This is a genomic window from Rhodococcus sp. ENV425, assembly GCF_002887785.1.
Lineage (GTDB): Bacteria > Actinomycetota > Actinomycetes > Mycobacteriales > Mycobacteriaceae > Rhodococcus > Rhodococcus aetherivorans.
Map to the genome: position 1 here is coordinate 9841 of NZ_PCZU01000219.1, position 8397 is coordinate 18237.

The window sequence follows — 8397 nt, forward strand, 5'->3', positions numbered from 1 at the left end:
GCAGCCGCACCTTCGGCGGCCAGCTCGTCGCTCAGGCCCTGATCGCGGCCGGCCGCACGGTCGGGGACCGGCCGGTGCACGCGCTCAACGCCCACTTCATCCGCGGCGGCGACGTCAAGGCGCCGATCGAGTACCGGGTGGTCCGGCACCGCGACGGCCGGGATTTCGCGAACCGCATGGTCACCGCCTCCCAGAACGGCCAGGAGCTGTTCGTCATGCTCGCCGCCTTCCAGCGGTGGGGCAAAGGGCTCGAACATGCGGTGAGCGTTCCCGAGGTGCCCTACCCCGATGTGCTGCCGCCGCTCGGGGACCACCTGTCCGGGTTCGAGGATCACCTGCCGCACTTCGTCAACGCCCTCAAGCCGATCGACATGCGGTACGCCAACGACCCCGCCTGGATCCTCAAGGGCACCGGGGAACGTCTCTCGCACAACCGGGTGTGGATGCGCGCCGACGGCGCGCTGCCCGAGGATGCGCTCCTGCACGCCGCCACCCTGGCCTACAGCTCCGATACCACCGTGCTCGACTCGATCCTCACCACCCACGGGCTGTCCTGGGGGCTGGACCGGATCGTCGCCGCCACCGTCAACCACTCCATGTGGTTCCACCGGCCGGTCCGGTTCGACGAGTGGATTCTGTACGCCACCGAGTCCCCGGTCGCGGCGGGATCGCGCGGGCTGGCGACGGGCCGCTACTTCACCCTCGAGGGGGAACTCGTGGCGACGGTCGTGCAGGAGGGGCTGATCCGTCATTTCCCGCGCCGCGGCTGACGTGGGCCACCGTGTCCGAGCCCCCGCCGGCCGCGGGGGCGCGGACACACGCGCCTCGCCGTCACCGCTCGGTCCGCCGCCTGCCGCGCAGTCCCTCGTCCCCGCGTGGGGCGTTTCTCATTCCTCCACCCGGCGGCGGCGGCGGTCGAGTTCGTCGAGGATCAGCCCCAGTCCGTAGTCGAACTCGTCCGCGAACGAGTAGTCCTTTCCGATCACCAGTTCGCCGATCATTTCCGCCAGGTAGGGGTAGGCGTCGGCCGGCACGTCGATCTCCGAGGCGAACTCCTCGGCGCCGTCCGCCGACGCGAAGGGCAGTTTCAGTTCGGTGAGCACGAAGCCGTACACGTATGCGTCGATCACCGAGAAGGCGTGGGACGCAAGGGCAACCGGGAAGCCGTTCGTGCGCAGGCAACCGAGCACGGCGTCGTGGTGCCGCAAGAGCGACGGACCGGGCGAACGGCGGGACTCGATCAAGGTCAGCGCCCAGGGATGCCGGGCGAGCACGTTCCGCGCCGAGGTCGCCCGGTGCAACATCGCAGGCCGCCACGGTTCGCCCGGTCCGGGCAGCACGATTCCCGCGAAGATCCAGTCCGCGAGCCCATCGAGCAGATCGTCCTTGTTGGCGACGTGGTGGTAGAGAGACATCGCCTCCACGCCGAGTTCCTTGCCGACGTTGCGCATGCTCACCGCGGTGAGGCCGCCGCGGTCGGCTACGCGAACCGCGGCCTCGATGATCCCGATGCGGCTCAGCCCCGGCCGTTCGTTCATGTCTCCCTCACGACTCTTGCGTACTTACAGGCGTAAGCCTAGTCTTCCCGGACAAGACTTACATCCGTAAGGGAGGGCTCATGAAGGCCGCAATCGTCGACAGGTACGGGCCACCGCACGTCGTCCGCGTCGCGGAGGTGCCCACTCCGGTCCCCCGGGACACGGAAGTCCTCGTCCGCGTCGTCGCCGCGGCCGTGACGGCCGCGGACTCGCGGATCCGCGCGGCCCGCTTCCCCCGCGGATTCGGCCCGTTCGCCCGGCTGATGTTCGGCGTGTTCCGGCCCAGGCGAAAGATCCTGGGCGGCACCTTCTCCGGTGTCGTCGAGTCGGTCGGCGCGAGGGCCGGCGGGTACACCCGTGGCGACGAAGTGTGCGGCATGACCGGACTCGCAATGGGGGCGCACGCGGAATACGTCACGGTCCCGGCGGAGCGGGTGGTTCGCAAACCGGCAGCGGTCACTCACCCGGATGCGGCGGCGCTGCTCTTCGGCGGGACCACCGCGTTGCACTTCCTGCGAGACAAGGCCTCACCGGGACGTGGCGATTCTGTGCTCGTGAACGGGGCGTCGGGCGCGATCGGAACCAACGCCGTTCAGCTGGCCAAGCATTTCGGCGCCACCGTCACGGCCGTCACCAGCACCGCCAATCTCGGCCTCGTCTCCGACCTCGGCGCCGACAAGGTCATCGACTACACGGTCACCGATGTGTCCGACCTGACCGACCGCTTCGACGTCGTACTCGACACTGTCGGCAACCTCACCCCCTCGTCCGGACGGAAGCTCCTCGCCGACGGGGGCGTTCTGTTGCTTGCGGTGGCAAACCTATGGGAGACCATGCGCCCCGGCGCCGATGTCAAGACGGGTGCTGCGCCCGAGCGACCCGAGGACGTCGAGTTCCTCCTGGAGTTGTCGGCCGCCGGTCGGCTCGTCGCCGTCACCGACGACATCGGTGGTCTCGACCAGATCGTATCGGCCCACACGCGAGTGGACTCCGGCCACAAGGTCGGCAACATCATCGTCCGGCCCGCGGGGTGACGGCACCACGCCGAAGCCGAGGATTCTGTCGAGCGGGTGGCCCTGCGATGGCGGAAACTGGGCCGATGACGATGTTCACCCCGATCAACCCGGCCGATCTGGCCGGCGTCATCGCCGAACGCGCAGCCGGGCACCGCCGACGGGTGTGCGTCGGGATCTCTGCCGCCGACGCGGCCGCACCGCTGAACCTTGCGGAGGAGGTCGCCGCGCGCCTGCGCGTCGAGGGCCGGCCGGCGGCAGTGCTGTCGCTCCACGACTTCGTGCGCCCGGCCTCGCTCCGTTTCGAGCACGGACGCACCGATTACGAGAGCTACCGGACGAACTGGTTCGACTACGGCGCGCTCGACCGCGAAGTCGTTCGGGGACTTCACGAAAGGAAGCGATGGCTGCCGCGGTTGTGGGACGAGGCGGGGGACCGGTCGGCTCGTGCCCGCCGGGTGGACGCTCCCGACGGTCAGGTGCTCGTGGTCGCCGGCCCGATGTTGCTCGGTCGCGGACTCGCCTTCGACGTCGCGGTGCACCTGGCGATGTCGCGGGCCGCGTTGGGCCGGCTGACGCCCGACGAGGACCGCTGGACGATCCCGCCGCTGCTCGAGCACGACGCCGCCGCGGCCGCGGAGGCCGACATCGTCGTGCGGTACGACCATCCGGATCGCCCGGCGATGCACGCCGCCGGTGCGGCCCGGTCCGGGAACGGGGACCGGCGATCCGGTCAGCGGCAATGAGCCGGTCGGCGGGTGGGTCCCGATCCCGGGCGGCGGGCGATCGCACGCACACCGGGCCCCGACGTCGAGCCTCGACCGGTCAACGAGCGCTACATCCTCGCCCCGGGGGCCCTGTGCGCGTCATGGGGCGCACGGGCGGTCACAGCTTGTAACCGATCGTGCGCAGCAGTGCCTTGCGGTCGGCGACGTCGGCGCTCGTCTCCACGCCGAGGGGTGGGTTCCCGTCGATCACCCCGGCAATGCCTCGGCCGAGCTCCGTCTCGGCCACGATGATCTCGACGGCGTTGGCCGTGGCGCAGAAGATGCCGCATACCTCCGGTACCTGCTTCAGCGTGTTCAGGATGTTCACCGGATAGCCGTCCTCCACGAACACGAAGAACGAGTGGCCTGCGCCGACCGCCAGGGCGTTGCGCCTGGCCAATTCGACGAGCCGGTCGTCGTTGCCCGAGAAGCGCACGAGGCGAGGTCCGGAGGCTTCGCAGAACGCGACTCCGAACCGGAGGTGGGGACTCACCCCGGCCAGTGCTTCGTGCAGGTCCTCGACGGTCTTGATGAAGTGGGCCTGCCCGACGACGACGTTCATGTCGTCGGGCTTGTCGATCGCCACGATGTGCAGCTCCACGATCGCCTCCTCGGATGCCCTGCGGCTCGGCAGGCCAGCGTCGACAGACAGTCTGCCCCGCTGGGCAACCCGGGGGCAACGACGGGAGAACGGGAGAGGACCGGAGCGGATCTGCCGAACCCGGCTGGGGTGCGGCGCTGGCAGGGCCGGATCCGGGATCGGACCGGCTCGGGTTCTCGGCACGCAACATCCCGGATGGTGTTCTCGCCCAGCCGGTCCCGCACCGCGTCAGCGACCGACGCCGACGCAGGCTTCGGCTGGTGGGGCTGCCCGAAGCCGAAGCCTGCGTCGACGGGGTCCTCGGCAGGATCGCCGTCACCGTGAGTCACACCGGCATGCACCGCTGCGCGCCGGCAACGCGGGACGGTCGAAGGCCCGGAGGGCTCCCCGTCGTGTCCGTGCGGGTCCGGGGCAGCACCCGCACGCCCGTGCGGCGGATGCCCGAGGGACCAATGCCCCTATGCCGGCCGTTCCGGGCGGCGCATGATCGGCTCGACGCGATCTGCACCGGAGGGAGCGGCCGTGACGACCAGCAGCGACGCGGTGATCCGCAAGACGGCCGACGACCTGCGGGTCCCGCCGAACCTGTCGGACTACGAGGCCACCTGTGCCCGGTTCACGTGGGACGAGGCGGCGGCGCAGGTGCCGGGCCCCCCGGGCGGGGGGTGCAACATCGCCTGGTCGGCGGTCGACCGGCACGCCGACGGCCCGCTGCGGGACCGTCCCGCCCTCCGGTTCCTCGGTGCCGGTGACGCGACGGGCCGTATCGACGTCACGGAGTTGTCGTACGGCGACCTCGCAGACCGCGTCCGCCGCTTCACCCGCGTCCTGCGCGACCTCGGAATCGGCAAGGGCGACCGGCTGTTCGTGTTCTCCGGCCGGATCCCCGAGCTGTACATCGCCGTCCTCGGTGCCCTGCGCAACGGCACGGTCGTCACCCCGCTGTTCTCGGCCTTCGGTCCCGAACCCCTGCTCACCCGCCTCGAACTCGGCTCCGCACAGGTATTGGTGACCACGGAGGCGCTGTACCACCGGCGCGTCGCGGGGGTGCGCGACCGGGTGCCGACCCTCGAGCACGTGCTGCTCGTCGGCGACGACGACGCCGCCACCGACGTTCCCGGCACCCTCGACCTACGGGCCCTGCTCGACGCCGCCGAGCCGGCCGCCGATCCCACACCCACCACCGCCGGCGACCCGTCGTTGCTGCACTTCACGAGCGGCACCACCGGCACCCCCAAGGGGGCGCTGCACGTGCACGGCGCCGTCGTCACCCACTACGCCACCGGCCGCTACGCCCTCGACCTGCATCCCGACGACATCTACTGGTGCACCGCCGATCCCGGCTGGGTGACGGGCACGTCGTACGGCATCGTCGCGCCGCTGCTGCACGGCGTCACCTCGATCGTCGACGAAGCCGAGTTCGACGCCGAACGGTGGTACCGGATCCTGCAGGACCAGCAGATCAGCGTGTGGTACACCGCCCCCACCGCCATCCGGATGCTCATGCGCGCCGGACCCGAGGTCGCGGGACGCTACCGGTTCCCGAACCTGCGGTTCGTCGCCAGCGTCGGTGAGCCGTTGGCACCCGACGCCGTGTGGTGGGGCACCGAGGTGCTGGGGCTGCCCATCCACGACAACTGGTGGCAGACCGAGACCGGCGGCATCATGATCGCCAACACGCCGGCGTTCGACATCAAGCCCGGATCGATGGGCCGGCCCCTGCCCGGCGTCGACGCCCGGATCGTCCGCCGCGACGAGGACGGCACGGTGCACGAGGTCACCGCCGCCGACACCGAGGGTGAACTGGCGCTGCGGGCGGGCTGGCCGTCGATGTTCCGTGGCTACCTGAACCAGGACGAGCGCTACCGCAAGTGCTTCGCCGGCGATCTCTACCTCACCGGGGACCTCGCGCGCCGCGACGCCGACGGATACTTCTGGTTCGTCGGCCGCGCCGACGACGTGATCAAGTCCGCCGGCCATCTCATCGGACCGTTCGAGGTCGAGAGCGCGCTCGCCGAACACCCGGCCGTCCTCGAAGCCGCCGTGATCGGTGTGCCGGACGAGATCCTCGGCGAACGGGTGAAGGCGTTCGTCGTCCTCGAGCGCGGCGTCGAACCCGACGACGCGTTGCGCCGCAAACTGATCGGGCACGCCCGCGTCCGGCTCGGTGCGGCCGTCGCCCCAAGGAACTCACGTTCGTCGACTCGCTGCCGCACACCCGCAGCGGCAAGACCCTGCGCCGGCTGCTCAAGGCCCGCGAACTCGGCCTCGCGGAAGGCGACACGTCGACGCTCGAGACCCCGGAGGTGGCCGGATGACCAGCGACACCGAGCAGGCCGGCGGGGGCGCCGCCGGATTCCCCTACGATCGCGACTTCGCGCTCGCGCTGCTGGCCGACATGCTGCGCATCCGCCGGATGGAGGAGAAGGCCGCCGAACTCTACGGCGCCGGCAAGATCCGCGGATTCCTGCACCTGTACGTGGGGGAGGAGGCCGTGGCGGTCGGCGCGCTGCACGCGCTCGACCCGGGCGACACGGTCGTGGGCACCTACCGTGAGCACGGGCACGCCCTGATCCACGGGCTGTCCATGAACGCGATCATGGCGGAGATGTTCGGCAAGCAGGAAGGCTGCTCCCGCGGGCGCGGCGGCTCGATGCACCTGTTCGACGCCGCGACCCGCTTCTACGGCGGCAACGCGATCGTCGGCGGGGGCCTGCCGCTGGCGGTGGGCCTCGCGCTGGCCGACAAGATGCAGAAGATCCCGCGGGTCACCGCGTGCTTCTTCGGTGAGGGGGCGATGGCGGAGGGCGCGTTCCACGAGGCGCTCAACCTCGCGGCCCTGTGGCAGCTGCCGGTGCTGTTCTGCTGCGAGAACAACCTGTACGCCATGGGCACCGCCCTGGCCCGGTCCGAGTCGCAGACCGACCTGTGCGCCAAGGCCGCCGCGTTCGGGGTGCCCACACTCCGGACGGACGGGATGGACGTGCTCGCCGTCCACGAGACGGCCCGGGCCGGGGTCTCCCACGTCCGCAGCACGGGCGGACCGATGTTCCTCGAGTTCCAGACCTACCGATTCCGTGCCCACTCGATGTTCGACCCCGAGCTCTACCGCGACAAGACCGAGGTCGAACGGTGGAAGGAACGCGGCCCCATCCACACGTTCTCGGCGCGGCTGAAGGCGCTGACTCTGCTCACCGAGGAACAGTTCCGGCAGCTCGACGCCCAGGCCGTGGCCGAGGTCGACGACGCCGTCGCCTTCGCCGAGGCCGGCACCTGGGAGCCGGAGTCCGACCTGCTCCGCGACGTGACCACACCGGCCGGGGAGGCACCGTGAAACTCAGCTACCGCGAGGCCCTGCGCGCCGCGCTGCACGACGCCCTGAGCACCGATCCGCGGGTGTCCCTCATGGGCGAGGACATCGGGCGATACGGCGGCACGTACGCCGTGACCAAGGGCCTGCTCGACGAGTTCGGACCCGAACGCATCCGCGACACCCCGCTGTCCGAGCTGGGCTTCGTCGGTGCGGGCATCGGTGCGGCACTCGGCGGGATGCGGCCGATCGTCGAGATCATGACCGTCAACTTCAGCCTGCTGGCCCTCGATCAGATCGTGAACACCGCCGCCGCACTGCGCCACATGTCCGGCGGCCAGTTCTCCGTGCCGATCGTGATCCGCATGGCCACCGGCGCCGGGCGGCAGCTGGCCGCGCAGCATTCGCACAGCCTCGAGGCGTGGTACGCGCACATCCCCGGCATCCGGGTGCTGGCCCCGGCGACCGTGCGGGACGCCCGCGGCATGCTCGCCCCCGCTCTCGCGGACCCGGACCCGGTCGTCGTGTTCGAGCACGCACTGCTCTACAACACCACCGCCGACATCGACCCCGACGAACCGGTCGACATCGACAGCGCGCGGGTGCTCCGGCCGGGCGGCGACGTGACCCTCGTCGCCTACGGCGGCACCGTCGGCAAGTCCCTCGTCGCGGCGGAAACCCTGGCGGGCAGCGGAATCGAGGCCGAGGTCGTCGACCTGCGGGTGCTGCGCCCGCTGGACACGGCCACCGTCGTGGACTCCGTCCGTCGCACCCACCGGGTGGTGGTCGTCGACGAGGGCTGGCGCAGCGTCGGCCTCTCCGCAGAGGTGACCGCCCGGATCGCCGAGGAGGCGTTCTACGACCTCGACGCACCCGTGGCGCGGGTGTGCAGCGAGGAGGTGCCGGTGCCCTACGCCCGGCACCTGGAGCAGGCGGCCATTCCCCAGCCGGAGAAGATCGTCGCCGCCGTGCAGGCCCTGATGGGCGAGAGCTGAGGAGGCGACGTGTTCGAGTTCACCCTGCCGTCCCTCGGCGCCGACATGGACGAGGGCACCCTGACCGAATGGCGCGTCGCGCCCGGTGACACGGTCGAGCGCGGCCAGGTGATCGCCTCGGTGGACACCGCCAAGGCCGAGGTGGAGGTCGAGATCTGGCGGGACGGGGTCGT

The 8397-nt window shown here is 70.8% G+C and carries 8 protein-coding genes and 1 pseudogene; 7 read left to right on the plus strand and 2 right to left on the minus strand.

Annotated features, from left to right (window positions below):
* The coding region (locus tag CQZ88_RS19030; protein ID WP_258008677.1) for an acyl-CoA thioesterase II at window positions 1-770 on the plus strand (770 nt) is incomplete at its 5' end.
* A 117-nt stretch (window positions 771-887) separates the two neighbouring features.
* Here the strand turns inward: CQZ88_RS19030 and CQZ88_RS19035 are convergent.
* On the minus strand, window positions 888-1538 hold the full coding sequence (locus CQZ88_RS19035) for a TetR/AcrR family transcriptional regulator (RefSeq protein WP_006933534.1): 651 nt from the start codon (window positions 1536-1538) through the stop codon (window positions 888-890).
* A gap of 80 nt (window positions 1539-1618) precedes the next feature.
* Here CQZ88_RS19035 and CQZ88_RS19040 point away from each other — a divergent pair, with 80 nt between their 5' ends.
* Window positions 1619-2572, plus strand: a complete 954-nt coding sequence (locus tag CQZ88_RS19040) for an NAD(P)-dependent alcohol dehydrogenase (RefSeq protein WP_006933536.1) — start codon at window positions 1619-1621, stop codon at window positions 2570-2572.
* Window positions 2573-2637: 65 nt separating this feature from the next.
* Window positions 2638-3297 carry a uridine kinase gene (locus CQZ88_RS19045; protein ID WP_102800157.1) on the plus strand — a complete coding sequence of 220 codons (660 nt, stop codon included), beginning with the start codon at window positions 2638-2640 and terminating at the stop codon, window positions 3295-3297.
* Between the two features lie 139 nt (window positions 3298-3436).
* On the opposite strand, the gene CQZ88_RS19050 is transcribed toward CQZ88_RS19045, so the two are convergent.
* Window positions 3437-3919 (minus strand): adenosine-specific kinase, encoded by a 483-nt coding sequence (locus CQZ88_RS19050; RefSeq protein WP_029544028.1) that lies wholly within the window; start codon window positions 3917-3919, stop codon window positions 3437-3439.
* 483 nt (window positions 3920-4402) lie between these two features.
* Between CQZ88_RS19050 and acsA the strand changes: the two are divergent.
* The 4 genes and pseudogenes from acsA to CQZ88_RS19070 form a co-directional block, all read left to right on the plus strand.
* Window positions 4403-6237 (plus strand): annotated as a pseudogene (gene acsA / locus CQZ88_RS19055) (acetate--CoA ligase).
* Between the two features lie 80 nt (window positions 6238-6317).
* Window positions 6318-7253: a pyruvate dehydrogenase (acetyl-transferring) E1 component subunit alpha gene (gene pdhA / locus CQZ88_RS19060; RefSeq protein ID WP_374703830.1), complete on the plus strand. Its 936-nt coding sequence runs from the start codon at window positions 6318-6320 to the stop codon at window positions 7251-7253.
* Entirely contained in the window at window positions 7250-8224 is a 975-nt protein-coding gene (locus CQZ88_RS19065) for an alpha-ketoacid dehydrogenase subunit beta (RefSeq protein WP_102800159.1), read from the plus strand. The genes pdhA and CQZ88_RS19065 overlap by 4 nt, the downstream gene beginning before the upstream one ends.
* Before the next feature lie 9 nt (window positions 8225-8233).
* On the plus strand, window positions 8234-8397 hold a 164-nt coding region (locus tag CQZ88_RS19070; RefSeq protein WP_146034332.1), incomplete at its 3' end, for a biotin/lipoyl-containing protein.